Consider the following 26,073-nt stretch of genomic DNA (forward strand, 5'->3'; position numbering starts at 1 on the left):
CCTGTGAGCGTCTTACCAGCTACGAAGTAAAAGCGCGCGAAACCCACCCCTGCCCCTCCAAGGAGGGGAATTCTCTTGCATGAAAATTCCCCTCCTTGGAGGGGCAGGGGTGGGTTTACATATATAAGGCTACCAAACAATTTAACAATTAATCCATTTTACAATCCAAGTGACATTCAACGATAAAAGAATGAACTACCGAGACATACCAGCCGAAAACTTACTGAAGATAAAAACACTGGGCCAGCTGAAGGCAGCCGGCTACGAACCGGAGTCGGTGAAGCAGGAGCTGCGCCGTAACCTGATTAAGAAGTTGCAGCAGAAGGAGGAGGTTTTCCCGGGCATTTGGGGCTACGAGGAAACCGTGATTCCAGACATGCAGCGGGCCATACTTTCGATGCACCACATAAACCTGTTGGGTTTGCGTGGGCAGGCCAAGACCCGCATCGCGCGCCAGATGATCGACCTGCTGGACGAGTACATTCCGGTGGTGCAGGGTTCTGAGCTGAACGACGACCCACTGCACCCGCTTTCCCGCTACGCCAAGGACATGGTGCACGAGCACGGCGACGATACGCCTATAACCTGGCTGCACCGCTCCGAGCGCTACACCGAGAAACTGGCCACGCCCGACGTGTCGGTTGCCGACCTGATTGGCGACGCTGACCCGATTAAGGCAGCCACCATGAAACTGCCTTATTCTGATGAGCGGGTGATTCACTTCGGGTTGATTCCGCGTTCGCACCGGGGCATTTTTGTGATCAACGAGCTGCCCGATCTGCAGGCCCGCATCCAGGTGGCGCTGTTCAACATTCTGCAGGAAGGCGATATCCAGATCCGTGGGTTTAAGGTGCGCATGCCGCTGGATATCCAGTTTGTGTTCACCGCAAATCCCGAGGACTACACCAACCGTGGCTCCATCGTGACGCCGCTCAAAGACCGCATCGACTCGCAGATCATCACCCACTACCCGAAAACCATTGAAACCGGCAAGAAGATCACGCAACAGGAAGCCAGGGTGAAAGCGGGGCAGAGTGAGTTGGTGCAGACGAACGACCTCATAGGTGACCTAATTGAGCAGGTGGCTTTCGAGGCCCGTGAGAGTGAGTATGTGGATGCCAAAAGCGGCGTGTCGGCCCGACTGACAATCTCGGCATTCGAGAACCTGATGAGCGCCGCCGAGCGCCGTGCCCTGCTGAATGGCGAAAGCAAAACCTACATACGCGTGTCTGATTTCCTGAACACGATTCCGTCGGTAACAGGTAAAGTGGAGCTGGTGTATGAAGGCGAACAGGAGGGGGCCGGCCATGTGGCGCAGGTGCTGATGGGCAAGGCCATCCGCACGCAGTTCCTGAACTACTTCCCCGACCCGGACAAGGCCAAGAAATCAAAAGAAGGGAATCCTTACAAGAAGATCACCGACTGGTTCGGCGATGGAAACACCGTGGATATCCTGAACGACGCCTCCGCAGACGAATATAAAAAGGTGCTGCAAAGTATACCCGGCCTCTCTGAGTTGGTGGAAAAGCAGCAAGACAAGTCCAAAGGAGACGAGAAGCTGTTTATGATGGAGTTTGCCCTGCACGGCCTGGCCGAACACAGCCAGCTTAGCAAAAACCGCCTCAGCACCGGCCTGCAGTTCAAAGACCTGCTCAGCGGTATGTTCTCGATGCCAAGTTTCGGGGAGGAAGACGACGAAGACGATCAGTTTTAAAGTATAAAACCACATAAAACGATGCAGGCAGGAGTTAACAGCTCCTGCCTGCATCGTTTATACTTCCTCCAGAAGCGCGGCGGCTATACTTTCCCATTCCTGCTCCAAGGTAGTATCCGGTCTTTTTCTGCCCGCCCTGCGGTACCAGTAATCCGCGTTCCACGTGTCACCCTCCTGGCGGTGCAGGTAAGCGTGTATCCAGGCGGCATTCTGGTCCGGCAAGTCCTGAGTTAACTCATGCGCCTTTTCCCATTCTCCCTTCGCCTCGTGCCACAGCGCCTGCAGGTACACGTTGGCCTCCGGGGGAGGCGCGGGAGCGGAGAGGCTGGTTTTGAAGGCGGTGAGGTTCATGGGGTTTGTGAGTTTGTTGTGGCAACAAGTGCTGTCGCAACGCTTGTTCAGTACTTATTCTGGCCGCTGGTTATCTTTTTACATACTTTTCAATAATTATGGTTTGATCACCATCTAAGTTGCCCCAGAGCCAGAAGTGTTCCTTTTCAGTTACTGTTGTTTCCAAAGTCAAGTTGTTACCAGAAGAATTGACCACTTTGTATTGCAACGGCTGAAGTCCCGTATCCGCGCTAAAAATTATCTCAAGCTTGCCATCCTGAAGGGACCATGTTCCCAGCGTGTAGTTTCTGTAAAATGAATTGTCTTTTCTCAGAGATAACCAAGTTGAGTTACTGTTTTCTTGTAGTTTCCCATTTACATAGATTTCCTCCGACTGCCAATCGCCAGTCAAATCAACTGGTTCTACAGAGTTGTCTTTACATGAAGTGAAGAGCAGGACAAAACTCATTAAAGCTGTTAAGTAAATTGTTCTCATGTGTTTATAGTGTATTGTTAAAACGTTACTTGTGCATAGGGTGGGCAAGGCAAAGCCGCCGCCTAAACTATGAACTGTGTTGTGTGCTGGCTTTTTTTATTCTTCAAAGTTGTCGTAGTAGGTAAAGTCTTGAATGATTTTACCATTTTCGATTGTGAAGATGGTGCAGATTGGAAGTACAAATTCAGACCCATCTGGTGCTGTTCCGCTCGATACAAATTCCACAATGACGTGCTTTTCTCCTGAAGGGTATATCTGAATGACTTCGTCGTTTAAGTCAGGAAATACTTCATTTAACTCACTATACTTTTGGACAGTCTGTTCACGTGTCTGTGTCACAATTCCTTGACCGAGCGATGGGTCTTTAAACTCTGCCGTTTCTGTGTACATTTCTGCCATCTTCTCCCACTCGTGGTTGTTGAAGTGCTCGAAGTACCGATTTACTAGATTCACATTTTCTGTGTCCATTGTTGGTCCGTTTTGATTGTTACAGGAAATCATTGCTATGAAGATGGCTAAGAATAGAAGGTTTCTTTTCACTGGTCGTTCAGCTTAGACTATTTTATGGGGATGTTTTTGTTCTTCGTTATTCCAGCTTGCACACAACTAATGTGTATACGTCAATATGCCGTTTATCTGCCTTATATGCGGATCTAATGCTTTTCTCTACACCATCACCAATTCCTCCTTCACACTTTCCTTCTGCCTCCAGGCCAGTACGATGACCAGCACGATGAGTGCGCGCACAGCAGTAAAGACCAGCTCGCCGGTTGGCTCCAGGTTAGTGGGGTAGGCCAGGTTGGCCATCAGGTGCAAAAGTATAGCGCCAAGTATACTTCGGTTGGTATGGTTGTACACCCACGTGAAAATAAAGGAAAGCGTGATCAGCTGAAACGACCAGGACCAGAACTGAAACCCGAAGCCCTTGGCGTGCTGCGAGGTGCCCTCAATAAAGAACAGCGGCAGGTGCCACAGTATCCAGAACATGCCAAGTATAAAGCTGCCCAGATCCTTGCCATACTTCTGCTGCAGCGGGTCCAGCACATAGCCGCGCCAACCCAACTCTTCCGATACAGGACCGGCCACGAGCATCACGAACGTAAACATAAGTATAGCCGACGCTGAATCGAGGCCGCTGAACAAACTGGCTACAGGCGGCTGCTCTCCTCCGAAGAAAGTATAAATGAAGTAGCCCAGCAGGTAAATGGCCGGAAAGATCAGCAGGATAGCCGGGTACCAAAGCCAACCGATGCGCTTAACGCTGATCACCCTGCTCCAGAAATCCTTTTTCGCGGCGGCGTTACCATAGCGGTACACCAGGTAAATAGCGGCCACCGTTGGCCCGAAGGCACCAAGTATAAGCAGCGGAAACATCAGGTCGTCGGGCAGGGGTAGCGCCAGCATAGCACCCCAAACGATCCACGAGAAAATAAAGCTGAGTGCAAAAAAGCCCCAGATGCCGGAAGGTAAAGTGTGTTGTATCGTTGGTTTTTCCATTGTTATGGTTGGTTTCTGTATAGGAAGCAGCTGCCCCCTACTTTACTTTAGCGTGAACGGAACGATCATCCTAATTGACAAAGAGAACAGCATACAATATAGTAAAATATACATACTTGTTCGCTAACCAAAGTATAGCCGTGGCTTAAAACCTAACCTTGCCAAACAAAGTAGCTTATGGCTATGGAGCATCATGTATCTATTTGGCCGGTACTGGCGCTGGCTTTCATACATTTCTTTGGTACGCGGCTGCGGTTTCTGGCAGGTGTGCCGCGCAGTGTGTGGCTCTCGTCGGCGGGCGGGGTATCGGTGGCGTATGTGTTTCTGCACCTTTTCCCGGAGCTCAGCGAAGGCCAGGAGCATGTATCGCAGCTGAACTGGGCAGAGCAGTTTTTAAATCACCATGTGTACCTGATGGCGCTGATCGGGCTGGCCGTTTTTTATGGGCTGGAGCGGGTGGTGGTAGAAGAGAAGTACAAGGAGAAGAGGGAGGTGCGCAAAGAGCCGCGTCACCAGAAAGGGGTTTTCTGGCTGCACATCGGTTCTTTCTGTATTTACAATGCGCTGATCGGGTACATCCTTTTTGAGCGGGAAGAAGGATCGGTGCAAAACCTGCTGCTTTTCTCGGTGGCCATGGCCCTGCACTTCGTTGTGAACGATTTCGGGCTGCAGGAGCACCACAAGGACAGTTACAGGCGCTTTGGCCGCTGGGTGTTGGTGGCTGCCCTGGTGGCGGGCTGGGGCGTTGGCTACGTGGTGGAGCTATCCCATACCCTGGTCGTGCTGGTAATGGCCTTTGTGGGCGGCGGCGTGATCCTGAACGTGCTAAAGGAGGAACTGCCCGAGGAGCGTGAAAGCCGCTATTGGGCCTTCATGCTCGGGGCAGGTTTGTATGCTATCTTACTGTTATCTCTGTAGGTGGGTGCAGCTGGCCCTCGGTTCGGGCCACCATCATCGCCACAGTTGTATCGCCGGTTACGTTTACCGTGGTACGCAGCATGTCCAGGATACGGTCTGGGGCAAGTATAAGGGCGATACCCTCTACCGGAATACCAGCCTGCTGCAGCACGATCACAAGCATCACAGTGCCGGCTCCAGGTACAGCCGCCGCCCCGATAGAGGCCAGCGTGGCTGTCATCACAATGCCCAGCTGCGCCATAATATCCAGGTCGATGCCGTAGGCCTGCGCAATAAATACGGCTGCCACGGCCTGGTACAGGCTGGTGCCATCCATGTTTATAGTAGCGCCCAGCGGCAACACAAAGCTGGTGATCTCCTTGTTAATGCCCAGGTTCTTCTCGGAGCACTCCATGGTTACAGGCAGCGTGGCGGCGCTGGAGGAGGTGGAGAAAGCCAGCATTTGCGCCGGGAAAATTCCTCTCAGGAAGTGCCCATACTTTGTTTTGCCCACCGTCAGGACCAGTGCCGGATACACGACAAAGATCATCAGTGCCAGGCCAATCGCCACCACAATGCAGTAGTAGCCCAGCACCAGCAGCAACTCCATGGCGGCGCTCGGGTCGTTGCCGGCAAAATCCACCACCAGGCCGGCCAGCAGCGCAAATACACCGTATGGGGCGGTCATCATAATGATATCCACGATCTTTAGGATGGCCATGTTCACCCCTTCAAAGAAATCGTTGACGGGCTGTGCTTTGTCGGGCGGTATTAATATAAGGGCAATGCCGAAGAGCAGGGCGAAGAAAATCACCTGCAGCATGCTGCCGTTATCAGTCATGGACCTGAAAATGTTGCTTGGCACAATATCCACGAGCGGCTGCAGCGGGCCCTGCTGTTTTACGGTTTCCGCGTTTGAGGATTTCTCGGTGGTGGCGCCGGCAAACTGCTCTTTAAACTCATCGCGTTTCTCCGGAGAGAAGGCCTTGCCCGGCTCAAACACATTCACAAGTATCAGACCCAGTGTTACGGCCAATACCGTGGTAACCAGGTATATGCCAATGGTTTTGGAGCCGATACGGGACAGGCGGCTGATATCGCTTAGGCTGGAAACACCCGTGATAAGCGACACCAGTACCAGTGGCACGGCAATAAGTTTAAGCAGGTTGATAAAGATGGTACCAAAAGGGCTGATCCAGTCGGTGGTGAAGCTGTTGAGGCCAAAGGAGCTGGCCATCATTCCCCAGGCTACCCCAAGGGCCATACCGATCAGGATTTGCCAGTGTAGAGCAAGTTTCTTCATACGTAGTTAGCAGGCAGAAGCAGGTATAAACCCTTCCTGCGCTCTTATTTCAATGTGGTATTTGTGACATTTAGCTAGTGAAACGCCTTAAAACCAGCGCTGCAAAGGGTAAATTCCCCTTTTAGGCGCCGAACAGGTGTTAGGTAAAAATAAGCATATTTATGCAGGTTATTGGGTTAAAGTATAAAAACTTCAATTTATAGTTTGTTCTGTTCTATACTTTATGGCGGTGTTTATACTTTTCAGCCAGGTAAGTGCCCAAAAAAGCCGGACCCTGACAAAACAGGGGCCGGCTTCTTACATGTAGCTGTAGTGTCGAGGACTATTCCTCGTTCACCACGATCTTCTCGATGCGGTCGTTGGCTTTGATCTGGTCGATCACGTCCTGGCCTTCTACCACTTTGCCGAAGCAGGTATGGTTGCGGTCTAGGTGAGCCGTGTTGTTGCGGCTGTGGCAGATGAAGAACTGAGAGCCACCGGTGTTGCGGCCGGCATGCGCCATGCTCAGTACGCCGCGGTCGTGGTACTGGTTTTCGCCTGTCAGCTCGCAGTCGATCTTATAGCCCGGTCCGCCTGTGCCTGGCACGCCCTTGGCGCCCTCGCGTGAGTTAGGGCAGCCGCCCTGAATCACGAAATCCGGAATAACGCGGTGGAAAGTAAGGCCGTCGTAAAAACCTTCCTTAGCCAGTTTTACAAAATTATCTACGGTTTTAGGAGCGTCTTTCTCATAAAACTCAACTTTCATTACACCTTTTCCAGTATGGATTTCTGCGGTTTTCATGTATAGTCTCGGTTTAGTTTAAACATTGGTACAGATAACAAAAGTACGCAAATTATAGTTTAAGAGAGCAACAAGCCTGACTTTAGAGATCAGGCGCCATGGATAAATCTAAAACACGCACAAGTATACATGAAGGCTATGAAAGCAATGAGAAAAATAGCATACACGCTGGCGATTTGCTGCAGCGCTGCATTGGTAAGCTGCGGCACCGGCGATGAGAACGCTGCAAACGAGATGCAGGAGGAAACAAGACCTAACCCTGGTGCAGAGGATGCTGCAGGAATGACGAACCCAAACACCCCTGGCAAACAGGCCGGCGAAGGCGAAATGGGGGGTGAGGGTGTAGATGCCACCATGACAGATTCCCGCATAGGAGGCAGTGAGATGATGCCAACCCAAAAGATAGTGGAGAACGTGTTCTCTAACAACGACCTGAGTGTGCTGTCTGGTGCCCTGCGCCAGGCGGGATTGGTAGATGCCCTGAACGCCACCGGCCCTTATACTTTGTTTGCGCCGCAGAACGAGGCATTTGAAGCCTTGCCGGAAGGTGTGCTGGAAGACCTGATGCAGGACAAGAATAAAAAACGCCTGACGGAGATTCTGAATAACCACGTGGTAGCCGGAAAACTGGCCGCTGCAGAGCTAACAGATGGCGCCATGCTGAAAACCCTGGGGGGCGTACAGCTGACTGTAACCAAAAAAGGAAACGATGTAATGGTAAACGGCGCGAAGGTAGTACAGGCCGACGCTGCGAGCCAAAACGGTGTAATCCATATTATAGAGAAGGTGCTGGTAACGGAGAAATAAGTATCCGCAACCTATAACAGAAAAGGCAGGCGCTGTTACAGTGCCTGCCTTTTTGTATGTTGGAGAACTGGCTAGAAGGGGTTAGTGGCCCACACACTTAACTCAGGTATAAAACCACGGTTATCCATCTGCAGGGCGCTCTTGATGGCCCAGGCAATTTCCTCGCTGCGTAACTTGTTCGGCTGATCTTCGCGCTCCTGGCGGTCCGGCTGACCAAAGGCAGTGGTCACCTCGCTTGGGTTGACCAGCATCACGCGCACGTTATACTTACGTAACTCGGTTTGCCAGCTCTGCGTCATGCTGCGGAGCGCCGCCTTGGAGGAAGCGTACACTGAGCCGCCTTCATAGCCCTTCAGCGCTGCCGTGGAGCCGATGTTGATGATGTTGCCAAAGTTCTGTTTCTTGAAGATCTCCGCAGCCCGGCCCGCCATCATGGCCGCACCAAACACATTCACGCTGTATATCCGCTGGAAGTCCTCTACCGTGAGTTCCTCAACCGGTTTCGAAACCCCGATACCCGCGTTGTTGATCAGTGCATCCAGCTTGCCGTACTCGTTCATAAACGTTTTGAAGGTGCGCTTCACATCATCCGGGTTGGCTACATCGGCGGTGATGGGCATAGCCCCTATATCGCGGGCGGCTTTGTGGGTGCGCTTCTCATCGCGGCCCGTAATAGCCACGTTGGCTCCTTTTTCAATCAGTAGTTTTGCTGTGGAATGGCCGATTCCTAAAGTGCCGCCCGTTATCAGGATATTCGCGTTTTCAAGTTTCATAGTATGAGTTATTTGAGTTTCAGAAGTATAGATTCCTGTAACGGAGCGGGTGGGGTTTGGTTAGTGGTGCTGTGGTTGGTTAGTGGGGTCTTCTGGCGCAAGTATTTATACTTGTGTCTTATAATGATGTTGAGTTTGTAACTCAACTGGCTCTAAGAGCCATATTTATACTTCAGCTATACTTTAGCCGCTGCTCTCCTTAGTTGGACGCAAGCTATCCTTTCTGTCTACTGCAGACCCTCAGTCTTACAAGCGGCTTGTTTCATTTCATACTTTGGCTCCCTCAGCCCGGGAGGACTTGTCTGGGGGGTAGGGGCCCTCGATAACCGCATCGCGCTGGGACCTTTTCCTTTGCTCCTGCGTCGCAATGCCTCGCTGTCGCTCGGCACCGGAAAAACTCCAAAGGCGCTCAACGGAAAGACTGGGATCAGTTCGATAGCCACCGCTAACGGAGCTTCAACCAAGTCCCCCTTCGAAGGGGGCAGGGGGATGTAATCGTCTGCTGAACTCCCTCTCCTGTTTTTAGGGGAGGGCCGGGGTGGGGTGAAATTCCCCTCCTTAGCCAAGGAGGGGCAGGGGTGGTTGGACCCGGTAGACCATTACAGGCACAAGCGGACGCTTACGCTATAGATCTGTAGCAAAAGTAAAAGGCGCAAAATATTGCGCCTCTACAAGTATAACTTTCTAACTCCTAAACTCTCAAACTCCCAAACCTTCTACCTATTTCCTATTGTCCTGCCCGTGCAGCATACTCAGGTAGCTTTCGTAGCGGGTCAGGGAAATCTCGTTGTGGCGCACAGCTTCTATCACGGCGCAGCCCGGCTCGTTAAAGTGGGTGCAGTTGTTGAAGCGGCACTGGTTCAGGCGCTCGCGCATCTCCGGGAAAAAGTGACTCAACTCTGCCGGCGGAATATCTACAATACCCAGCTCTTTAATACCAGGCGTATCGATGACAAAAGTCTCGGGGTCGATCTCGAACATCTCGGCGAAGGTGGTGGTGTGCACGCCCTTGTCGGAGAAGTCGGAGATTTCAGAGGTTTTCAGTTCCAGGTCGGGTACGATGAGGTTGATGAGCGAGGATTTGCCCACACCCGAGTGGCCGGAGAGGAGCGTGGTTTTGTCGTGCAGCAGCGCCTTTATCTCGTCTATACCTTCATTTTTATGTGCTGACACAGCCAGGCTCGGGTAACCGATTTTTTCATACATGTGGCTGATCTGGCGCTGGTACTCCATCACATCCTCATCATACAGGTCGGTTTTGTTGAAGATGAGCATGGCCGGTATGTCGTAGGCCTCGGCTGTTACCAGGAAGCGATCCATGAAACCGAAGGAGGTACGCGGCGATACCAGCGTCACGATCAGCAGGGCCAGGTCTACGTTGGCGGCGATGATGTGGGAGTGGGCGCTTTTGTGGGTGCTCTGGCGGATGATGTAGTTCTCGCGGTCCTCTATCTTGTGGATTACGGCGGTTTCTTCTTCCGTGTCTTCGATGTCAAATTCCACGCGGTCGCCCACGGCCAGCGGGTTGCTTACCTTCAGGCCCTTTATCTTGAACTTGCCGCGCAGGCGTGCCCGGTGCAACTTTCCTTCCGCGTCGCGCACCAAATACCACGATCCCGTCGATTTTACTACTACTCCTTTCATCCGGTTTATTTCAGCAGCTGCTGCACGTCGGCCATGATTTTGGCCGTGGCTCCAGCTTGCTCTTGTACGTATTCTTTTTCCTTGTTTGTTATACTTTGGCGCAGCCCCGGAGTTGTGTGTACCCGCCCGAAAGCCTGCAGCAGCTCCTCCGCGTTCTGCACCGGGAAGGCGCAGCCCAGCGCCACCAGGTCCTTCGCCTCCTGAAACTTGCCATACGTTGGCCCGAAGAACAGCGGCAACCCGAACACAGCGGCCTCCAGGGTATTGTGCAGCCCCTTGCCAAAGGCTCCGCCAATGTAAGCGTAGGTGCCGTAGCTGTAGAGCGAGGAGAGCATGCCAATGTTGTCAATCACGAGCACTTTATACTTTGCTGCATCCGCCTCTGTGGTTTTGGAGAAGCGCACGGCCCCCTCGCCCAGACTTTGCATTACCGCGTTTATACTTGCCTCGTTCACCTCGTGCGGCGCGATGATGAATTTTATACTTGGGCTATACTTTCGGATCAGTGGCAGCAGCACCTCGATGTCGACGGGCCAGCTGCTGCCCACCATAAACACCTCTTTACCAGCGGTAAAAGACTCTACTAACGGGATGGTTTTTATACTTGCCGCCGTCTGCAGCACCCGATCAAAACGCGTGTCGCCGGCGATGCTGGCGTTGCCGATGTTTATACCTTGCAGCAGCTCCAGCGAGCTTTTGTTCTGGGTATAGATGTGCGTGAAGCGGCGAAGGATGTCGCGATAAAAATCGCCGTAGGGCTTAAAAAACACCTGCTCCTGCCGGAAAATGGCCGAAACCGAAAGCACTGGTATACTTCTGCGCTGCAGCTCCTGCAGGTAATAATGCCAGAATTCATACTTCACGAACACGGCCAACTCTGGCTTAGTGATGTCCAGGAAACGTTTGGCGTTGCTGGCACTGTCTAGCGGCAGGTAGAAGATATAATCGGCCCCCGCATAGTTTTTGCGCACATCGTAGCCGGAGGGGGAGAAGAAGGTGAGCAGGATTTTATACTTGGGGAAAGCTTCTCTGAATGCTTCCATCACCGGCCGCCCCTGCTCAAACTCGCCCAGCGAGGCGCAGTGGAACCAAACCAGCGGCGCCTGGTTCGGTTGCAGGGCCTCCTGCAGCTTTTCGAACTGCCGCTCACGCCCCTGCCGCATCAGCTTCGCCTTCTGGTTAAAAGGAGCAGCCAGTGCAATGGCCGTGCGGTAAGCCTTCAGCCCGATATCGTAGAGTAGCTTCAAAATTTACACTTGGTTGAGACACTCACAGGTCTTCAAGACGCTGTGAGGTCTGGTTCTGCTGCAAATATAGTGCTTTGCGGAGGGATAGTTGGTAAGGGAGGTATACTTTGTGGGAGGGGAGGCTTTGATTACTTGCTGAGTTACCATTATCTGCTATATTTGGTGGGGTTAATATAAGTTAATGCGTTTAGCCACCAGTTGGTTAATTATTATAAAAATGAAAATACAATACGTACTTGGACAGGAGGATATTGTAGCTTTTAATGAGTATAACTACAATAAAAACACATCTTTCATTCAGAAAAACTTAATTTGGATACTCTTAGGAATTTTTCTGATATACATGGTTTCAACCTTCAAAAGGCCTGTATATGAGGAGATTTTAGATTGGGGGAATTGGGTGATTTTTCTCTTCGTAGGTGCCATTTTGTACTTCCTTGGATTTAAGAAAAGAAAGAATAGAAAAAAAGCAATCCAAAGATTTGTAACAGAGAATCCCGGGACTGTTGGAGATAGAGAGATTGAGCTAAGTGAGGATTCTGTTATTTATAATACAGAAAACTCAAAGACTGAATATCCATATAGTTCCTTCAGAAAAATAGGGAGCGCAAAAGAGTATTTCCTACTTTATTTGGGCGAACAAGACGCACTTATTATACCTGAAAGAGCCTTTGAAGACAGACAGAATTTTGAGGAATTTAAAAGGCTTTTAGAAAAAAGAACACTTACCTACAACAAAAAATAGCATAGGCTGCAAATTGGGCCACACAGGCTAAGTCACCATTTAATTTCTTCCTCTTCTGGGGACTACATCCTGCTCTTTAAGGAGCCTCTGCTAATTTTAATACGTTACCCCAAACAACCCATGCCGCTCACCATCCACCCCATCCAACCAACAGATAACCAGCCCCTGGCCACGCTGATCCGCCAGGTATTCCGGGAATTCAAGATCGACAAGCCGGGCACGGTGTATACCGACCCGACCACCGATGCTTTGTACCAGCTGTTCCAAAACCCGGCCAGCGCATACTTTGTTGCCGAAGAGGATAGCGTGATAGTAGGCGGCTGCGGCGTATACCCAACCGAAGGTTTGCCGGAGGGATGCGCCGAGCTGGTGAAGTTTTACCTCACTGCCGAGGCAAGAGGAAAAGGCGTTGGAAACCAACTGATGCAGCAAAGCATAGAAGCGGCCCGACAGCTTGGGTATAAGCAGTTGTACCTGGAGTCGTTCCCGGAACTGGCCAGAGCCGTATCTATGTATGAGAAAGCAGGGTTTGAGCCTTTGCCGCATGCGCTCGGCAACTCCGGCCATTACGCCTGCACCATCTGGATGATAAAAGAACTATGAATACAAAACAAGCCTACAACAGCTGGGCCCTGCAGTACGACACCAACAAGAACCGCACCCGCGACCTGGAGGCCGTGGCCCTGCGCAGCACGCTGGCAAATATAGACTTCGAGGCTGGTCTGGAGATCGGCTGCGGCACGGGCAAAAATACGGAGTGGCTGGTGCGTAAGGCGCTGCACGTAACCGCCGTAGACCTGTCGGAGGAGATGCTGGAGCGGGCCAGGAAGAAGGTAAGCTCTAACAAGGCTGAGTTTATACTTGCCGATACCACGCAGGCCTGGAGATTTGTAAAGCAGCCCTACGACCTGGTGTGCTTCAGCCTGGTGCTGGAGCACATCGCCGACCTAGATCATATTTTTAAGGAGGCGGCCAAAGCACTCAAGTCGGGTGGGCATGTTTACATTGGGGAGCTGCATCCTTTTAAACAGTACGCCGGCACCAAAGCCTGCTTCGATACGGAAGAAGGGAGACAGGAGGTGGAGTGCTACACCCATCATGTTTCCGAATTCGTGCAGACAGCGAAACAGCATCGCCTGAAAGTAACAGACCTGAACGAGTACTTCGACGAAAACGACCGGACAAGTATACCGCGCATCCTGACTATACTTTTGCAGAAGGTATAAGAGAAATTGTAAACGGGGATGCATCATCCCCCTGCTCCTCCCGAATCAAGTCTGGGATCTGCGCGGCTTCAAAGGTGACTTTACCTCTTTCTGTGCCGCTTCTAATAATAGGAGAAGACGATTTTCGGGGAACGATTTCATCCCCCTACCCCTTCAAAAGGGGGACTAGGATCATGCTCCGTCAGCGGTAGCTATCGAACTTGATCCCAGTCTTTCCGTGGGGGTAGGGGCCCTCGTATAAAGAGCGCCTTTGGAGTTTTTCTAGTGCCGAGTGGGAGCGAAGGCAGCCCGAGGCACGAGGGCAGGGAAAGCTCCCAGCGCGATGCGGGAAGACGAGCCCTCCCGGGCTGGAGGGAGCCAAAGTATGCGATGAAACGAGCCGCTCGTAAGACTGAGGATTAGCAGCAGAAAGAATAGCCCAAGTGTAAAGCACCGGCCTGCAAGTAAAACATAAGTACAAAGTATGGCCCTGCTGCCCAATCGCGTTACAAACTCGATACTATAAAAAGGACACGGGTTACAAACCCGCGCCAGCAATAGGAAATAAGTAAACAAATCATCGGCACAAGTATAAAAACAAAAAGCCCCGACTTCTGCCGGGGCTTTTTGTTTTTATAAAGCTGATTTAAAGCTTAGTGCTTTGCAAGGTAGTTAGATACACCTTCTTTCGTAGCCTGCATCGCCTCTTTGCCTTCAGACCAGTTGGCTGGGCAAACTTCGCCTTTCTGCTCGAAATACTGCAGCGCGTCTACCATACGTAGGGCCTCGTCGATAGAGCGGCCAAGCGGAAGGTCGTTTACAACCTGGTGACGAACCACACCTTCTTTGTCGATCAGGAACAGGCCGCGGTATGCAACCGGTTCGCCTACGAAAGTAACTTCGCCTTCTTCGTTGTAGTCATAGTGACCAGCCAGCACGTCGTAGTTCTGTGCGATTGTCTTAGCTGCATCAGCTACAAGTGGGTAGTTTACACCCTCGATGCCACCCTGCTCGCGCGGAGTGTTCAGCCATGCGAAGTGAGAGAAGTGTGTGTCAGTAGAGCAACCTACTACGGCTACACCTTTGCGCTCAAACTCTTCCATTCTGTCCTGGAAGGCGATGATCTCAGTCGGACATACAAAAGTAAAGTCCATTGGATAGAAGTAGAAAAGTACGTGCTTCTTACCTAAATACTGCTCTAATGAGAAGTTTTCTACAAATTCTCCGTTCTCTACGGCTGTTGCTTTAAAAGAAGGTGCTTTTTTACCTACTAATACTGCCATGTGTTATTCTGTTTTTAGGGTTTTTGAAAAATCTATTTTGAAACTCGTGTAATGCTTATTTGTTTATCGGGCTCCACCTTACTTCCCGTCAGCTGCACCGAAACGCCTTTTATCTCGAAGTTATCAAGCTTTCTTTTGCTGAAAAACTCCTTTAAAAGCTGCTCCAGCTCGGCATCCTCAAAATCCACGATCTCTTTGGTTTTGCTGCAGAAGATGTGGTTGTGCGTGTGGGTGTTGGCATCGTAGCGCTTGCCGCCTTCCGAGAGTGCACGCTTTATCAAACCTGTCTCTACAAAGGTGTCCAGGGTTTTGTACACAGTGCCCAAGGATATACTTGGGTTAGCCGGTTTCAGGCGCTGGTACACATCCTCGGCTGTAGGGTGGTGCCCATGCAACTCCATCACCGACTCGAACACGACAATACGCTGGTGCGTGGCTTTTAGGCCACCCTCCGTCAGGCGCTGTCGCAGGTCATCTCGTGTCAGGTTTTGTTGCATACCAGATAAGAATGTTTCTTAACTAGGAAAAGTTCCTGCAAATGTAGGAGGAAGATTAGAAAGTTAAAAGCGAAGTGATAAAAGTTGTGAGCGAGTAGGGGAACTTTTAGGGTGAATCTATTTGACTATTAGTTATTTAAGATGGCGCTTTGCAATTATAATTGCCGTTGATTTTATAATGGAGGTAATCCAACCACCCCTACCCCTCCTTGTCTAAGGAGGGGAGCTCTGTAACTACTTCACCCATTTAAAATGCTCTTTAGCTTTTGCTACAATTCTATTCCATCAAGATCTTTTCAGGATGACAAAAAAGAAAAAGTTGCGGTGAGGAAAGGCTTAATGAAGTGTGATGGCAGCCGAAATAGTAAGAAAAGCTCCCCTCCTTAGACAAGGAGGGGCAGGGGTGGTTGGACCCGGTGTATTAAACTTCCGAATCCTCTAACTACTTACCTCCCCTTAAACTCCGGCTTGCGCTTCTCCACAAAAGCGTTCATGCCCTCGGTTTGGTCTTCGGAGGCGAAGCAGAGGTAGAAGTTCTTGCGCTCAAAGTATAAGCCTTCATCCAGGTTGGTTTCGAAAGAGCGGTTTACAGCCTCTTTGGCCAGCTTAGCCGCCACCGGCGACATCTGCGCTACGTTCATAGCTAGTTTGAAGGCTTCCTCTAAGTATAACTCAACCGGCACCACGCGGTTTACCAGTCCATGCTTCTCGGCCTCATCGGCGCTCATAAACTTACCGGTCAGCACCATTTCCATGGCTTTGGCTTTTCCGATGGCTTTGGTGAGGCGCTGCGTACCGCCGGCCCCCGGCATCACCCCGATCTTAATCTCCGGCTGACCAAACTGCGCTGTCTCTGAGGCTACAATCATGTCGCAGGTCATGGCCAGCTCGCAGCCGCCACCCAAGGCAAAGCCGGATACAGCAGCAATGATTGGCTTTTTGGTCTTGCGGATCTGGTCCCAGGTAGAGAACTGGTCGATGTTAAGCATGTCGATAGCGGTTTTGCCAGCCATTTGCTTAATGTCGGCACCGGCGGCAAAGGCGCGCTCATTACCCGTGATGATGATGGCGCGTACATCGTCGTTCTCGTCCAGCTCCTTCAGCGCATCGCGCAGCTCGCCCATTAGCTGCAGGTTCAGGGCATTCAGCTCTTTCGGTCTGTTCAGTTGGATAAGTGCCACGTGCGGCTGCGCTAGGGGTGTTACAAGTATAAATTCCATAGTATTGTTAGGTTTCTGTTGATGATGTTTAAAGTTAGCTTTTCAGGCAAGTATAAAAAAGGCAGCCAAAGTATAAACTACCGGCTCACGATCTGGAAAGTGGTACGTGTTCGCTGCTCCAGCAACACCTCCTTGCCCTCCATCGTGCGGTTTATACTTGCGGTGTCGTAGTTCTTGATGGTGTAGAGCCGCAGATCGGTGTTGTAGTGGATCACAAACTGGTCTTGCAGCGTCTGGATGAGGCGGTGCAGGCGCTCTGGGTTGTAGTCGGTGCAGATGGAGAAGGAGATGGCCGAGTTCTGCATCAGGTTGATCTTTATCCGCAGTTCCGAAAGCGCGTTGAAGATGGTGCCCAGGTTCTTCTCCGAGATAAACGTGAAATCCTTCACCCCAAACGAAACTAGGCACTGGTTTTCTTTTATGATATAAGCCGGCGCGATCACCTCAAAGCGGCAGTCGCAGATCCTGGTGCCCTCGCCTTCTGGGTTCAGGAACGACTTTACATAAAGCGGTATCTTCTTGGTGGCCAGTGGTTTTATGGTCTTGGGGTGGATAACCGAGGCCCCATAGTAGGCCATCTCTATTGTTTCCTGGTACGATATCTCCGGGTAGCGCACCGTGTCTGAAAAATGCTTCGGGTCGGCGTTGAGCAGCCCTTCTACGTCTTTCCAGATGTACATGCCCGTGGCGCCGAGGCAGTAGGCAAAAATGGCGGCGCTGAAGTCGGAGCCCTCGCGGCCCAGTGTGGTGGTCAGGCCGATGTTGGTACCCCCCAGGAAACCCTGTGTCACCACCAGCCCCTGCTGCAGCAAAGCAGGCACGTCGCGGCGGATCAAGCGCTCGGTCCAGGCCCAGTCTACTTTGCCCTCGCGCCAGTTACTGTCGGTTTGTATATACTTCCGGCTATCTATCAGGGTATTAGCTAAATCCTGATCCTCCAGAAAATAATGCAGTATGGCAGACGAAAAAAGTTCGCCAAAACTGACGGTTTGATCGTATACCTTATCGTAATTGTCGTTTGGGGTGATTCCCCTCAGCTGAATATGCAGTAAATCAAATAGTTGCTCCAGCCGCTCAAAGGCACGGTGCTCCTGTTCTGCAAACAGCTCGTGCAGCACCTGCAGGTGGTAATCTTTCAGTTGTTCAAATTCGGCAGCAAAGTCCTGCTGCTGGTAAGCCAGATGAAGCAGTGCCTCCAGGGCATTGGTGGTTTTACCCATGGCTGACACCACCACCAGCAGCTGACGCTCGCCGCCCTGCGTTTTTATGATGTGGGCCAGGTTTCGAAACGATCCGGCGCTTTTAACGGAGGCGCCGCCAAACTTGTATACTTTAATCCTTTCTGTACTCATATACGGTAAATTTAGGCCTTATTCGGAATATAGCCTAAAAATGATATTTTTGTAAATTATAAGCTATAGGTTAAAATCATCATTATGAATGACAAACTCGGACTGCCTGTAGGCACAACGCTGGACAGGTTTATCATGAGAAAGCAAGAGGACTTCCCGTACGCAACGGGGGAGCTGTCTCAATTGCTTCGCGACATTGCCCTGGCGGCTAAAATCGTTAACCGCGAAATTAACCGTGCAGGCCTGCTGGATGTTACCGGCGCCTATGGCCAGCAAAACGTGCAGGGCGAGGACCAGCAGAAGCTGGACGTGATCGCAAACATCCGCTTTATACGTGCCTTGCGCAACGGCGGCGAAGTATGCACCATCATTTCGGAAGAGGAAGATGATGCGATCCAAACGGGCAACACCAAGGGCAAGTACATCGTTGCCATCGACCCGCTGGACGGTTCTTCCAACATCGACGTGAACGTGTCTATCGGTACCATCTTCTCGATCTACCGGCGCACTTCTGAGCAAGGCTGCGATGGCACCATGGACGACTGCCTGCAGCCAGGTATAAACCAGGTAGGCGCGGGCTATATCATCTATGGCTCGTCTACCATGCTGGTGTACACCACAGGCAACGGCGTAAACGGCTTTACCTACGACCCTACACTGGGCGAGTTCTTCCTTTCGCACCCTAACATCTGCACCCCAAAATCAGGTAAGATCTACTCTATTAACGAGGGTACTTACAACTTCTTTCCTGAAGGCGTGAAGCAGTATGTTACCTATTGCAAGGATAACGAGTACTCGGCCCGCTACATTGGCTCGCTGGTTGGAGATTTCCACCGTAACCTGCTGAAGGGTGGCATCTACATTTACCCATCCACCTCCAAGGCGCCAAAAGGCAAGCTGCGCCTTATGTACGAGTGCAATGCGCTGGCGTTTATTGTGGAGCAGGCAGGCGGAAAGGCTACGAACGGCTCTGAGCGTATTATGGAACTGGTGCCAACAGAGCTGCACCAACGCTGCCCGCTGTTTATCGGCTCCCCGGAGATGGTAGACAAGGCAGAGGAGTTCCTGAAGGCAGAAGTAGAAGTAAACTAACCCAACCCAAACATCTGGAATTAGTAATCTAACAACAGCATCACAAAGGCAGAAGGCGTAAAAGCTTTCTGCCTTTTTTGTTGCAGGAGCTTTTAGCGGCCGCTGTACCGCAGCCGTATCTCGGCTTTCTGTATCTCTCGCTTAAGTATAAGGCGGGCAATGCGGGTTGCAATAATCTCCTCGTCAGCATCTACCATGGCTTGTTTCACCTTTTGCTCGTCCACATCAATGCGGTAGAGGATGTGCAGCAGACGGCTGAAATCGTTGCGGAGGAGCTGCTGTACGATATGTGCAATCTTAAACTCCAGCGCCTCCAGGTTGGAAGAAGGCAGGTTGTCTACCTCAAAAATGCGCTGCAGGTGATTGATGGTACCCGTAAGTATGGCAGGAGAGTATGGCATGCGGCAAAGGTAACTTAAAAACTCAGACTCGGTTTGCTGCAGGGGATGGCCGTTTGTGGTGAAGCTTGCCTGCAGGTATACTTCTGCAAAAGTATGGAATTGCTGTATACGAAAAAGGCCCTCTGTGTGAGAGGGCCTTTCTGTTATTCTTTTTTCTTGGTAGCCTTTTTCTCGGCCGGGGCTTTCTTTTCTGAAGCTGCTTTTTTCTCAGCAGGAGCCTTCTTTTCAGCCTTAGGTTTTTCTTCTGCCTCTGATTCAGACTTGGCTGGCGCTGTAAAGCCAACATACTTTTTAACGATGGTGTACCAGGTGGCCAGCTTTTTCATGTCTGACACATACACACGGTCATCATCGTAGTTTGGCAGCACGCTGGCCATAAACTCTTTGTAGTCCTCGTTACCCGGCTTATCGCTAAGCGGCAGTTTATCGCCGTACTTCTCGTTTACACGGTCAAATACTTCTGCCAGCGGCACGGTGCCCTCCCCATCAGTAGTATAAATGGAAATCTCGTCGAGCAGCGACATGCGGTGGCGCGCCTGCGCTACCATCGTCTTTGGGTTCTCCTCCAGGCTCTCTAAAATCACACCGGTGCGCGTAGGCTTTACTACACGGTAAAGGCCGCTCTGGCCAGAAACTGCTGCAACTTGTCTTAAATCAATAGGCATAGGTAATATGTCTGTTTTGTTTTATAATTTAAATACGATCGGGATGCTGGCATCCACGCCAAAGCCCGGCGCCTTAAACTTAAGCAGCTTGGCCACACGTAAGGCTTCCTCGCCGGTGCCTGCACCTGCATTGCGCAACACCTTAAAGTTGGTCGTAGACCCGTCAGGGTTCACGGTGAAGCTGATGATGCAGTCGCCCTGCACACGGTTGCGTTTGGCCAGCATCGGGTACTGCAACTCCTTATAAATAGCCTTATACATGGCTTCCTGGCCACCTTCGTAGAAGTCGGCCACAGGTATGGCCTTGTCAGGCACCCAGGTATTGTCTTCTGCCGATGCCTGCGCGGTTGCTTTGCCGCCGCTCTGGGCGTTTGCCGTTACTGCCAGAAAGGCAAATAAAATAAACAAAAATGAAATTTTGGTTCTCATAAGGGTAAACATTTAAAATTTTCTACATCACGGTTACAGCTGCCACACAAGTTAAATGTTAACCATTGTCCGTTTTGCTCAGCTTTGGTTTTGCATCTGCGCGTTCACCTCTTCTATAAAGTTGAGGATCTCGTCGCGGCCAACCTGCTTTTCGGCGGATGTGCGGAACATCTGGGGTAGCTCGTCCCATGTTTCACGCAGTTTACGCTGCCACGCGGCTATGGTTGAGTCTGTCTTGGTAGCCGACTGCTTGTCGAGCTTCGTGAACACCATCACAAACGGCACACCCATAGTTCCGAGGTGGTTTATAAAGTCCAGGTCCTGTGCCATAGGCTCGTGGCGGCTGTCTATGAGCACAAACACGCATGTCAGGTTCTCCCGTTTCTGCAGGTAGAAATTGATCATGCGGCGCCACTCATCGCGGGAGCTTTTGCTCACCTTGGCGTAACCGTAGCCCGGAAGGTCCACCAGGTACCACTCGTTATTAATAAGAAAATGGTTGATTAGCTGCGTTTTGCCTGGCTGCGCCGAAGTTTTGGCTAGCTTCTTCTGCTCGGTAAGCATGTTAATGAGCGACGACTTGCCAACGTTTGAGCGGCCTATAAAAGCATACTCCGGCTTATCGGGGGCTGGGCAAGCCTCCACCTTGGTGTTACTCATTAAGAATTTGGCTTCCTTGATAACCATGCTATAGCTTTTTGTGGTTGTGGTAAAATTAATTCCGCTGTGTACAGGGAGCGGGAAAGTACCTGTTGGCGCCTCTCTTTTTGGAAGAGGGCATAAGTATAAACCCCAAAGGTAACAAATTAATTCTCCACCGCCGGCGTATGCTGCGGCCGTACGTTTGAGTAACGCAGAAACAGGCAGAACATTTTATAAAGTTTTAAACACCGCTGCACCTCCCTGACTCATACTTATATAGCACCTGTCAGGCTAAAAGTTGTCTGATTTGTGGATAAATATCGTTTGTTAATATAATATATTGTATATATTTGCTGTCGATTCAATTTCGTGTGAGTAACTTTATACCTAAGCCTCCTTTGCTGGCAGGCACACCGAAAAGCCCGCTTACTCTTTTCGGCTGACCTAACGTACACAGGTCAAAAGTTTTATGGGGGAGATGTGAATTTTACATATACTAAAATTTATATATCTCGTATAGATGCAGGAACTGCTGTGCCCGTCCGTGTGGGCTGCATGGTTTTCCGAAATTTTTACAATCACCACAAACATTTAGGAAAGTATAACAAACCCTTTATCACATGAATAATTTAGCCAAATCGTTCTCGCGGGTTTCTCTGCTGCTTGCCCTGGTATGCCTTCTGGCAGCCTCTGCATCGGCGCAAAGCACCAGGAAACAAATGCGAACTGCCAACAAGTTCTTTAAAAAAGAGAATTACCGTGCTGCCCTGCCTTATTATGACCAGGTGCTTACGGCTGATCCGAACAACGCCAAAGCGCTGTATTTCGCAGGTATCAGCTACCTGACCTTCGATAAGGAGAAGTCGGCGGATTACCTGTACCGTGCCTATGAGCTGAAGCCAAACCTGGACAGAGAAATGGAGTACTGGCTGGGACGTGCCGACCATATCAACTACCGCTTCGATAGCGCTATTGATCACTTCCAGAACTATCAGAAAACAATCAAAGAGCGTAACGTTGAGCGTAAGGAGGAAGTGGCACAGCTGATCCAGTATGCCAAGAACGCGAAGCGTGAGGTTGCCAACCCGAAAGACGTGTTCGTGAAGAACCTGGGTGGCGATGTGAACACTGCCTTCTCGGAGCATAGCCCGGTTATCTCTTCTGACTACAACTACCTGCTGTTCACTTCCCGCTCTGAGGAAGCCACAGGCGGGAAGGCCGCTGAGGACGGTGAGTACTACGAGGATATTTTTGAGACAACCCGTACCGGGGAGGACTCCTGGGAGAAGCCGCGTATTGTACCGGGTGCCCTGAACAGCGCCGGCCACGATGCCTCTATCCAGTTATTCGACAACGACACGAAACTGCTGCTCTACCAATCAACCAACAACGGCGACATCATGTTTTCTGAGCGCCAGGCTGATGGAAGCTGGGGCGCCCCTAAGAGCATCAGCGATAAGGTAAACACCCGCGACTTTGAGTCAGACGCTTACATCACGAAAGACGGAACAACCATGTTCTTCTCTACCAGCCACTACTCTGAGAACGGCGACCTGGACATCTACATGGTGCAGCGTAACAACAACGGCACCTGGGGCAACCCTAAGAGCCTTGGCAGAACCATCAATTCCCGTTTCGACGAAGACAGCCCATACCTGTCAGCTGACGGTACGCTGTACTTCGCATCACGTGGCCACAACAGCATGGGCGGATACGATATATTTGCTGCCAAGTATGACTCTGTGGCGCGCCGTTGGGGCCGTCCGGAAAACCTGGGCTCTCCGATCAACACGCCTGATGATGACACGTACTACCGTTTAGCTCCGGACGGAAGCTATGCTTACCTGTCGTCTTATCGCATTGGTGGCTACGGCGAGAAGGATATTTACACTATCAACTACATCAAGAACGCAGATGTAAAAGGCCGTGTACTGGTACAGGGCGATAGCACCCTGACACTGCCAGGCGTTGAGCTTACCTTTAATGGTGTACAGGCGGATAACCGCCCAATCTCTTACCGTGATGTGAGCAAGCCAGATTCCGCTACCTATAGCGTAAACGTACTTTCAGGACGTAACTACCAGGTACAGCTGTCGCTTGACGGTGAAGTGCTGGAGACGCAGGAGTTCGAAGTGCCAGTGGTACTGGACGACACTACCACCATCAGAAAAGATTTCTTTGTAACGCTGGAAGACTCTACTGCTGCCCGCATTGCACGCCGTGCACCGGATGCAGCTACCGGAGAGTTCAAGATGGAGAACATCTACTTCGCTACAGACAAGTATGACCTGCGCCCTGAGTCTATGGAGGAGCTGGACAGAATTGCTGAGATCATGAAGGCTAACCCTAACCTAAACATCAGCATTGAAGGCCACACTGACTCTCGCGCCAGCGACTCTTACAACATGACACTGGGCCAGAACCGTGCGGACGCCGCCTTCGATTACCTGGTGGGCAAAGGCATCTCTGCTAAGCGCATGGTTACTGTAAGCTATGGCGAGAGCAGACCAGCTGTGCCAAACACTTCTGCTGACAACATGCAGCTGAACCGCAGAACGATCTTCAGAGTGCTGCAGCGCGACGAGATCCAGCAAGGCGAAGAAGTTCAGTAAAACAGAAAGTATGGCCTGAGCGCCAAAAGAACTATACTCCAGAAGCAGGCCGGGCACATGTCCGGCCTGCTTTTTTTATATTTTGGAACATAATCTGCGGATTATAGTTTTAGGTAGAGTATTTTTGCCCTGTTACAATCATTTTATCCCAACCCATGGCGGTAGTACCATACAAAGACCAGAACGAGAACAAGAAGTCGCAGGTGGCCACAATGTTTAACAACATTGCCGGCAAGTACGATTTCCTGAACCACTTTTTGAGTGCTGGCATTGACATCATCTGGAGAAAAAAGGCCGTTAGCCTGCTGGCTCCCGAAAAACCGAAACAAGTACTGGATATTGCCACCGGCACCGCTGACTTTGCCATTGAGACGCTGCGCCTGAACCCGGATAAAATTACGGGGGTTGACATCTCGGAGGGTATGTTAGCTGTAGGGCGGGAAAAGCTGGCCAAACGCAGCCTCACCAACAAGATAGAGCTGCAGTACGGCGACTCGGAGAACCTGCCCTTTGCCGACAACACGTTTGACGCGATTACAGTGGCCTTTGGTGTGCGTAACTTTGAGAACCTGGAGAAAGGCCTGTCAGAGATGTACCGTGTGCTGAAGCCAGGGGGCATGGCTGTGGTGCTGGAGTTCTCCAAGCCGCGCAGCTTCCCGATGAAGCAGCTTTATCAATTTTATTTCAAGAATATACTACCAGTGGTAGGTAAACTCGTTTCTAAGGACAATGCTGCCTATACGTACCTGCCGGAATCAGTGCAGGCGTTCCCGGACGGGCAGAGTTTCCTTAACATATACCATAAAGTCGGATTCAGAAGCACGAAATGGCATTCACTCACATTTGGCATAAGCTCCATCTACACAGGCAAAAAGTAGCCCTTGGCAGCCTGTTTATACTTCTCCTGCTGCTTGGCGGCACGGCAGAGGCACAGCAAAAAGTAAAAGGCCTGAACAAGCAAGGCTATGACGATAAACCCGTGCATTACGGTTTTTACCTCGCCTTGCCGCTCACCAAGTATAACATCACGCACTCCCAGGTATATGCGGATCGCGTAGCATCGGGCGGTGAAGATGCGGTAAACGCTAAAAACGATCTTGGTTTTTACACAGGCCTGGTGCTGAACGTGCGTCTGGCCGAATACCTGGATGCCCGCTTTGTGCCCGGTGTTGGCTTTTATGGCCGCACCATTGAGTTCAAGAATGTTGCCCTCCCTACTGTAGAGACGGCTGAGGTGATGTTTGAGACCATCAGCAACACAATGGTTGAGATGCCAGTGCTGTTAAAGTATAAATCCAAGCGCCGCTCTAACTACAGACCTTATATGGTGGCTGGTATAAAGCCTAGTATAGACCTGGGCAAGGCCAATAATGGGGCGAAAAATGAAAATATGCTGGAGGTAGAGATCTTTGACCTGGCGCTGGAGTATGGCATCGGCATTGATATTTTCTACCCATACTTTAAGTTTGCCCCTGAGTTGCGCTTCTCGCATGGCCTGCTAAACCAGCACAAGCCTGTAGCAGGTAGTACCTATAGTGACTATATCCAGAAGCTGACCCACCACAACGTTTCACTCATACTGTTCTTCGAATAAAGATGACCAAGATTGCTTTTGTTACCGGTGCCACCTCTGGCATTGGCCTTGCCACTGCCTTAGAGCTAGCCCACAAAGGATACCTCATTATAGCCACTGGCCGCCGCCGGGAGCGCCTGCAGGAATTACAAGAGAAATTAGGCGAAGACAACGTATACCCGCTGGTTTTTGACGTGCGCGACAAGGTGGCGGTAGTGGAGGCAGTGGCAGCGCTGCCTGATGCCTGGCGTAAGGTGGATGTGCTGGTGAACAACGCCGGTAACGCCCATGGCCTGGCACCCATACAAGATGGATCGGTGGATGATTGGGACGCCATGATTGACATCAACGTGAAGGGCCTGCTGTATGTAACCAAAGCCGTTCTGCCGTTGATGCTGGAGCGCGGTAAAGGGCATATCGTAAACATCGGCTCCATAGCCGGTAAAGAAGCCTACCCTAACGGAAACGTTTACTGCGCCTCCAAGCACGCTGTAGATGCCCTCTCCAAGGCCATGCGCATGGATCTGGTGCAACAGGGCATTAAAGTATCCGAGGTGAATCCGGGCCTAGTGGAAACGGAGTTTTCCGAAGTGCGATTCAAGGGGGATACGGAACGTGCTGCCACTGTTTACCAAGGTTATGAGCCGTTGCAGGCCCAGGATATCGCCGAACTGATAGCCTTTATCGTGACACGCCCTGCCCACGTAAATCTGGCCGAAGTGCTGGTATTGCCCACAGCGCAGGCTTCGGCTACCATTGTGGTGAAAGAGCAGTAATAGCCCTAAACCCAAGAAGAAAGTACAAATCCCCGCCCTGTGAAGTGTAAGCTTCAAGGGGCGGGGATTTGTACTTTCTAATATGATATTGA

At 51.0% G+C, this 26,073-nt stretch carries 28 protein-coding genes; 11 read left to right on the forward strand and 17 right to left on the reverse strand.

Features of this window, described 5'->3' with window-relative positions:
* Positions 1 to 190: 190 nt before the first annotated feature.
* Entirely contained in the window at positions 191 to 1,714 is a 1,524-nt protein-coding gene (locus OO017_RS02375; RefSeq protein WP_266050828.1) for a sigma 54-interacting transcriptional regulator, read from the forward strand.
* Positions 1,715 to 1,771: 57 nt separating this feature from the next.
* Here the strand turns inward: OO017_RS02375 and OO017_RS02380 are convergent, their stop codons facing one another.
* The 4 genes from OO017_RS02380 to OO017_RS02395 all read right to left on the reverse strand — a co-directional run bounded on the left by OO017_RS02380 (position 1,772) and on the right by OO017_RS02395 (position 4,037).
* Positions 1,772 to 2,065: a hypothetical protein gene (locus tag OO017_RS02380; RefSeq protein ID WP_266050829.1), complete on the reverse strand. Its 294-nt coding sequence runs from the start codon at positions 2,063 to 2,065 to the stop codon at positions 1,772 to 1,774.
* A gap of 70 nt (positions 2,066 to 2,135) precedes the next feature.
* Positions 2,136 to 2,540 carry a hypothetical protein gene (locus OO017_RS02385; RefSeq protein ID WP_266050830.1) on the reverse strand — a complete coding sequence of 135 codons (405 nt, stop codon included), beginning with the start codon at positions 2,538 to 2,540 and terminating at the stop codon, positions 2,136 to 2,138.
* A 96-nt stretch (positions 2,541 to 2,636) separates the two neighbouring features.
* Positions 2,637 to 3,080, reverse strand: coding sequence for a nuclear transport factor 2 family protein (locus tag OO017_RS02390; protein ID WP_266050831.1), 444 nt, complete (start codon positions 3,078 to 3,080; stop codon positions 2,637 to 2,639).
* Positions 3,081 to 3,206: 126 nt separating this feature from the next.
* Positions 3,207 to 4,037: a type II CAAX endopeptidase family protein gene (locus tag OO017_RS02395; protein WP_266050832.1), complete on the reverse strand. Its 831-nt coding sequence runs from the start codon at positions 4,035 to 4,037 to the stop codon at positions 3,207 to 3,209.
* Between the two features lie 183 nt (positions 4,038 to 4,220).
* On the opposite strand from OO017_RS02395, the gene OO017_RS02400 reads away from it, so the two are divergent.
* Positions 4,221 to 4,955 carry a hypothetical protein gene (locus tag OO017_RS02400; RefSeq protein WP_266050833.1) on the forward strand — a complete coding sequence of 245 codons (735 nt, stop codon included), beginning with the start codon at positions 4,221 to 4,223 and terminating at the stop codon, positions 4,953 to 4,955.
* Here OO017_RS02400 and OO017_RS02405 read toward each other — a convergent pair.
* Both OO017_RS02405 and OO017_RS02410 read right to left on the reverse strand, forming a co-directional pair.
* A complete protein-coding gene (locus OO017_RS02405) occupies positions 4,933 to 6,237 on the reverse strand; it encodes a dicarboxylate/amino acid:cation symporter (protein WP_266050834.1) in 1,305 nt (434 codons plus the stop codon). The genes OO017_RS02400 and OO017_RS02405 overlap by 23 nt on opposite strands.
* 322 nt (positions 6,238 to 6,559) lie before the next feature.
* The gene (locus tag OO017_RS02410) at positions 6,560 to 7,018 is read right to left on the reverse strand and encodes a peptidylprolyl isomerase (RefSeq protein WP_266050835.1); all 459 of its coding nucleotides are present in this window, start codon (positions 7,016 to 7,018) and stop codon (positions 6,560 to 6,562) included.
* Between the two features lie 147 nt (positions 7,019 to 7,165).
* Here OO017_RS02410 and OO017_RS02415 point away from each other — a divergent pair, with 147 nt between their 5' ends.
* Positions 7,166 to 7,825: a fasciclin domain-containing protein gene (locus OO017_RS02415; RefSeq protein WP_266050836.1), complete on the forward strand. Its 660-nt coding sequence runs from the start codon at positions 7,166 to 7,168 to the stop codon at positions 7,823 to 7,825.
* A gap of 71 nt (positions 7,826 to 7,896) precedes the next feature.
* On the opposite strand, the gene OO017_RS02420 is transcribed toward OO017_RS02415, so the two are convergent.
* From OO017_RS02420 to OO017_RS02430, 3 genes are all read right to left on the reverse strand, one after another.
* Entirely contained in the window at positions 7,897 to 8,598 is a 702-nt protein-coding gene (locus OO017_RS02420) for an SDR family oxidoreductase (protein WP_266050837.1), read from the reverse strand.
* Positions 8,599 to 9,318: 720 nt separating this feature from the next.
* Positions 9,319 to 10,242 carry a ribosome small subunit-dependent GTPase A gene (gene rsgA, locus OO017_RS02425; protein ID WP_266050838.1) on the reverse strand — a complete coding sequence of 308 codons (924 nt, stop codon included), beginning with the start codon at positions 10,240 to 10,242 and terminating at the stop codon, positions 9,319 to 9,321.
* A 5-nt stretch (positions 10,243 to 10,247) separates the two neighbouring features.
* Complete coding sequence (locus OO017_RS02430; RefSeq protein ID WP_266050839.1) at positions 10,248 to 11,489, reverse strand: 3-deoxy-D-manno-octulosonic acid transferase; 1,242 nt, start codon at positions 11,487 to 11,489, stop codon at positions 10,248 to 10,250.
* A gap of 217 nt (positions 11,490 to 11,706) precedes the next feature.
* On the opposite strand from OO017_RS02430, the gene OO017_RS02435 reads away from it, so the two are divergent.
* The 3 genes from OO017_RS02435 to OO017_RS02445 all read left to right on the forward strand — a co-directional run bounded on the left by OO017_RS02435 (position 11,707) and on the right by OO017_RS02445 (position 13,460).
* Positions 11,707 to 12,234: a YcxB family protein gene (locus OO017_RS02435; RefSeq protein ID WP_266050840.1), complete on the forward strand. Its 528-nt coding sequence runs from the start codon at positions 11,707 to 11,709 to the stop codon at positions 12,232 to 12,234.
* Between the two features lie 120 nt (positions 12,235 to 12,354).
* Entirely contained in the window at positions 12,355 to 12,837 is a 483-nt protein-coding gene (locus OO017_RS02440) for a GNAT family N-acetyltransferase (RefSeq protein WP_266050841.1), read from the forward strand.
* A complete protein-coding gene (locus OO017_RS02445) occupies positions 12,834 to 13,460 on the forward strand; it encodes a class I SAM-dependent methyltransferase (RefSeq protein WP_266050842.1) in 627 nt (208 codons plus the stop codon). The genes OO017_RS02440 and OO017_RS02445 overlap by 4 nt, the downstream gene beginning before the upstream one ends.
* A gap of 632 nt (positions 13,461 to 14,092) precedes the next feature.
* Here the strand turns inward: OO017_RS02445 and OO017_RS02450 are convergent.
* The 4 genes from OO017_RS02450 to OO017_RS02465 form a co-directional block, all read right to left on the reverse strand.
* Positions 14,093 to 14,722: a peroxiredoxin gene (locus tag OO017_RS02450; RefSeq protein ID WP_266050843.1), complete on the reverse strand. Its 630-nt coding sequence runs from the start codon at positions 14,720 to 14,722 to the stop codon at positions 14,093 to 14,095.
* A 32-nt stretch (positions 14,723 to 14,754) separates the two neighbouring features.
* The gene (locus tag OO017_RS02455) at positions 14,755 to 15,219 is read right to left on the reverse strand and encodes a Fur family transcriptional regulator (protein ID WP_266050844.1); all 465 of its coding nucleotides are present in this window, start codon (positions 15,217 to 15,219) and stop codon (positions 14,755 to 14,757) included.
* 446 nt (positions 15,220 to 15,665) lie between these two features.
* Positions 15,666 to 16,439, reverse strand: a complete 774-nt coding sequence (locus tag OO017_RS02460) for an enoyl-CoA hydratase-related protein (protein ID WP_266050845.1) — start codon at positions 16,437 to 16,439, stop codon at positions 15,666 to 15,668.
* A 77-nt stretch (positions 16,440 to 16,516) separates the two neighbouring features.
* Positions 16,517 to 17,791, reverse strand: a complete 1,275-nt coding sequence (locus OO017_RS02465) for an aspartate kinase (protein WP_266050846.1) — start codon at positions 17,789 to 17,791, stop codon at positions 16,517 to 16,519.
* A gap of 84 nt (positions 17,792 to 17,875) precedes the next feature.
* Here OO017_RS02465 and fbp point away from each other — a divergent pair, with 84 nt between their 5' ends.
* Entirely contained in the window at positions 17,876 to 18,883 is a 1,008-nt protein-coding gene (fbp, locus tag OO017_RS02470) for a class 1 fructose-bisphosphatase (protein ID WP_266050847.1), read from the forward strand.
* Between the two features lie 92 nt (positions 18,884 to 18,975).
* Here fbp and OO017_RS02475 read toward each other — a convergent pair whose 3' ends face one another.
* The 4 genes from OO017_RS02475 to yihA form a co-directional block, all read right to left on the reverse strand.
* Entirely contained in the window at positions 18,976 to 19,284 is a 309-nt protein-coding gene (locus tag OO017_RS02475) for a hypothetical protein (protein ID WP_266050848.1), read from the reverse strand.
* A gap of 143 nt (positions 19,285 to 19,427) precedes the next feature.
* The gene (locus OO017_RS02480) at positions 19,428 to 19,949 is read right to left on the reverse strand and encodes a DUF5606 family protein (RefSeq protein WP_266050849.1); all 522 of its coding nucleotides are present in this window, start codon (positions 19,947 to 19,949) and stop codon (positions 19,428 to 19,430) included.
* A 21-nt stretch (positions 19,950 to 19,970) separates the two neighbouring features.
* On the reverse strand, positions 19,971 to 20,378 hold the full coding sequence (locus tag OO017_RS02485) for an energy transducer TonB (RefSeq protein WP_266050850.1): 408 nt from the start codon (positions 20,376 to 20,378) through the stop codon (positions 19,971 to 19,973).
* Positions 20,379 to 20,456: 78 nt separating this feature from the next.
* Complete coding sequence (gene yihA / locus OO017_RS02490) at positions 20,457 to 21,065, reverse strand: ribosome biogenesis GTP-binding protein YihA/YsxC (protein ID WP_266050851.1); 609 nt, start codon at positions 21,063 to 21,065, stop codon at positions 20,457 to 20,459.
* A 575-nt stretch (positions 21,066 to 21,640) separates the two neighbouring features.
* Between yihA and OO017_RS02495 the strand changes: the two genes are divergently transcribed.
* The 4 genes from OO017_RS02495 to OO017_RS02510 all read left to right on the forward strand — a co-directional run bounded on the left by OO017_RS02495 (position 21,641) and on the right by OO017_RS02510 (position 25,981).
* Entirely contained in the window at positions 21,641 to 23,632 is a 1,992-nt protein-coding gene (locus OO017_RS02495) for an OmpA family protein (RefSeq protein WP_266050852.1), read from the forward strand.
* Positions 23,633 to 23,787: 155 nt separating this feature from the next.
* Entirely contained in the window at positions 23,788 to 24,510 is a 723-nt protein-coding gene (ubiE, locus tag OO017_RS02500) for a bifunctional demethylmenaquinone methyltransferase/2-methoxy-6-polyprenyl-1,4-benzoquinol methylase UbiE (protein ID WP_266050853.1), read from the forward strand.
* Complete coding sequence (gene porT, locus OO017_RS02505; protein WP_266050854.1) at positions 24,459 to 25,226, forward strand: type IX secretion/gliding motility protein PorT/SprT; 768 nt, start codon at positions 24,459 to 24,461, stop codon at positions 25,224 to 25,226. The genes ubiE and porT overlap by 52 nt, the downstream gene beginning before the upstream one ends.
* 2 nt (positions 25,227 to 25,228) lie before the next feature.
* Positions 25,229 to 25,981 (forward strand): SDR family NAD(P)-dependent oxidoreductase, encoded by a 753-nt coding sequence (locus OO017_RS02510; RefSeq protein ID WP_266050855.1) that lies wholly within the window; start codon positions 25,229 to 25,231, stop codon positions 25,979 to 25,981.
* Positions 25,982 to 26,073: the final 92 nt, after the last annotated feature.

It is taken from the genome of Pontibacter anaerobius (assembly GCF_026241195.1).
GTDB classification, from domain to species: Bacteria; Bacteroidota; Bacteroidia; order Cytophagales; family Hymenobacteraceae; genus Pontibacter; species Pontibacter anaerobius.

What these genes read in the sequence shown, in the direction of transcription:
- OO017_RS02450 (WP_266050843.1), bottom strand. Translation starts at nt 14,722, where the DNA reads ATGGCAGTATTAGTAGGTAAAAAAGCACCTTCTTTTAAAGCAACAGCC.
- OO017_RS02445 (WP_266050842.1), top strand. Translation starts at nt 12,834, where the DNA reads ATGAATACAAAACAAGCCTACAACAGCTGGGCCCTGCAGTACGACACC.
- ubiE (WP_266050853.1), top strand. Translation starts at nt 23,788, where the DNA reads ATGGCGGTAGTACCATACAAAGACCAGAACGAGAACAAGAAGTCGCAG.
- OO017_RS02385 (WP_266050830.1), bottom strand. Translation starts at nt 2,540, where the DNA reads ATGAGAACAATTTACTTAACAGCTTTAATGAGTTTTGTCCTGCTCTTC.
- OO017_RS02410 (WP_266050835.1), bottom strand. Translation starts at nt 7,018, where the DNA reads ATGAAAACCGCAGAAATCCATACTGGAAAAGGTGTAATGAAAGTTGAG.
- OO017_RS02380 (WP_266050829.1), bottom strand. Translation starts at nt 2,065, where the DNA reads ATGAACCTCACCGCCTTCAAAACCAGCCTCTCCGCTCCCGCGCCTCCC.
- OO017_RS02420 (WP_266050837.1), bottom strand. Translation starts at nt 8,598, where the DNA reads ATGAAACTTGAAAACGCGAATATCCTGATAACGGGCGGCACTTTAGGA.
- OO017_RS02395 (WP_266050832.1), bottom strand. Translation starts at nt 4,037, where the DNA reads ATGGAAAAACCAACGATACAACACACTTTACCTTCCGGCATCTGGGGC.
- OO017_RS02510 (WP_266050855.1), top strand. Translation starts at nt 25,229, where the DNA reads ATGACCAAGATTGCTTTTGTTACCGGTGCCACCTCTGGCATTGGCCTT.
- OO017_RS02495 (WP_266050852.1), top strand. Translation starts at nt 21,641, where the DNA reads ATGAATAATTTAGCCAAATCGTTCTCGCGGGTTTCTCTGCTGCTTGCC.
- OO017_RS02460 (WP_266050845.1), bottom strand. Translation starts at nt 16,439, where the DNA reads ATGGAATTTATACTTGTAACACCCCTAGCGCAGCCGCACGTGGCACTT.
- OO017_RS02485 (WP_266050850.1), bottom strand. Translation starts at nt 20,378, where the DNA reads ATGAGAACCAAAATTTCATTTTTGTTTATTTTATTTGCCTTTCTGGCA.
- OO017_RS02440 (WP_266050841.1), top strand. Translation starts at nt 12,355, where the DNA reads ATGCCGCTCACCATCCACCCCATCCAACCAACAGATAACCAGCCCCTG.
- OO017_RS02405 (WP_266050834.1), bottom strand. Translation starts at nt 6,237, where the DNA reads ATGAAGAAACTTGCTCTACACTGGCAAATCCTGATCGGTATGGCCCTT.
- porT (WP_266050854.1), top strand. Translation starts at nt 24,459, where the DNA reads ATGGCATTCACTCACATTTGGCATAAGCTCCATCTACACAGGCAAAAA.
- yihA (WP_266050851.1), bottom strand. Translation starts at nt 21,065, where the DNA reads ATGGTTATCAAGGAAGCCAAATTCTTAATGAGTAACACCAAGGTGGAG.
- OO017_RS02465 (WP_266050846.1), bottom strand. Translation starts at nt 17,791, where the DNA reads ATGAGTACAGAAAGGATTAAAGTATACAAGTTTGGCGGCGCCTCCGTT.
- OO017_RS02475 (WP_266050848.1), bottom strand. Translation starts at nt 19,284, where the DNA reads ATGCCATACTCTCCTGCCATACTTACGGGTACCATCAATCACCTGCAG.
- OO017_RS02435 (WP_266050840.1), top strand. Translation starts at nt 11,707, where the DNA reads ATGAAAATACAATACGTACTTGGACAGGAGGATATTGTAGCTTTTAAT.
- OO017_RS02415 (WP_266050836.1), top strand. Translation starts at nt 7,166, where the DNA reads ATGAGAAAAATAGCATACACGCTGGCGATTTGCTGCAGCGCTGCATTG.
- OO017_RS02480 (WP_266050849.1), bottom strand. Translation starts at nt 19,949, where the DNA reads ATGCCTATTGATTTAAGACAAGTTGCAGCAGTTTCTGGCCAGAGCGGC.
- OO017_RS02455 (WP_266050844.1), bottom strand. Translation starts at nt 15,219, where the DNA reads ATGCAACAAAACCTGACACGAGATGACCTGCGACAGCGCCTGACGGAG.
- rsgA (WP_266050838.1), bottom strand. Translation starts at nt 10,242, where the DNA reads ATGAAAGGAGTAGTAGTAAAATCGACGGGATCGTGGTATTTGGTGCGC.
- fbp (WP_266050847.1), top strand. Translation starts at nt 17,876, where the DNA reads ATGAATGACAAACTCGGACTGCCTGTAGGCACAACGCTGGACAGGTTT.
- OO017_RS02375 (WP_266050828.1), top strand. Translation starts at nt 191, where the DNA reads ATGAACTACCGAGACATACCAGCCGAAAACTTACTGAAGATAAAAACA.
- OO017_RS02400 (WP_266050833.1), top strand. Translation starts at nt 4,221, where the DNA reads ATGGAGCATCATGTATCTATTTGGCCGGTACTGGCGCTGGCTTTCATA.